2 protein-coding genes are annotated in these 1072 nt (G+C 58.9%); one reads left to right on the forward strand and one right to left on the reverse strand.

Translation table 11 applies throughout. The features are described from left to right. A partial coding sequence (locus tag AC1D1P_RS24090; protein ID WP_477674755.1) for an IclR family transcriptional regulator occupies positions 1-472 on the forward strand: 472 nt, incomplete at its 5' end. A gap of 39 nt (positions 473-511) precedes the next feature. Here the strand turns inward: AC1D1P_RS24090 and AC1D1P_RS24095 are convergent. Further along, positions 512-1072, reverse strand: a 561-nt coding sequence (locus tag AC1D1P_RS24095; protein ID WP_477674756.1) for a CocE/NonD family hydrolase, incomplete at its 5' end; no start/stop codon positions are given.

Consider the following 1072-nt stretch of genomic DNA (forward strand, 5'->3'; position numbering starts at 1 on the left):
GATCCGTGTCCGTGACGGCTTTGAATCCGTCTCTGTGGCCCGATGGGACTCCACCCATGATGTTCGCATCCACGGGTCCGTCGGCATGAGGCGGCCTCTCCACGGTGGCGCGTCGGGCAAAGTCCTGTTGGCCTATGCCCCCGCAGAGTTTCTGAACGAATTTTTCGCACAGGACTTTCAGAAGTTCACGCCCAACACCATCGTGCAACGCGCAAAATGGAATGAGGAGCTGATCAAGATCCGCAAGCAGGGCTACGCCACTTCCCTGGGCGAAATCACGAACGAAGTCCTTTCCGTGGCGGCACCGGTGCGCGACGGAACATCAAAAGTCATCGCCGCCATGGCGATCTCCATTCCTTCAAGCCGCATCACGGCCAAAGGGCTGGAGAAACTGGCCAAGCCGCTGTGCGCGGCGGCCTACGACCTTTCGGTTGAGCTCGGATATCGTCGCTCCGACGCTTCTGCCGATTAGCGGCAGCGCACCTGGTGGGGCGCGCTGCAGCCACCACCATTATTGAGAACGCTTCGGGATCACAGGAAGCACCACGTGCGATGGATGCTGGCTGCTCATGTACACCTTGTTGAGCGCCGTCCTGCTCGTCGTTGCCTGCGCCTCAGGATCCCCGGTGTTCGGGTTGACGTCAAAGTGCGGAAAGTTGCTGCTCGAAATGTCAACCCGGATGCGATGCCCTGCCTTGAACAGGTTGCTTGTCGGAAACGCCTCGATGCGGATGGGGTACACCGTTCCCGGCGTCATCAATTCCGGGTACTCCCATGAGTCCCTGTACCTCACCCGCAGAATCCCGTCGGTAAGGTTCATGGCGAAACCCTTTGGGTAGTCTTCGCTTTGCGGATACACATCGACCAGCTTGACGGTGAAATCCGTGTCCGGGCAGTCGGAGGATATCCACAGGTTCGCCATCACCGGCCCTGTAATCTCGACATCCTCCGCCAGCGGTTCAGTTGAAAAGGCAAGCACATCTTCACGGTCGGTCAGTGGGTAAAACGGTTCTGCGCAACCAAAGAAGCGCTCATCGGTTGTTTGGTCGAAAGCCCCGGCCAGTATTCCGGG

Source organism: Polaromonas sp. P1_E1_2 (genome assembly GCF_056406035.1).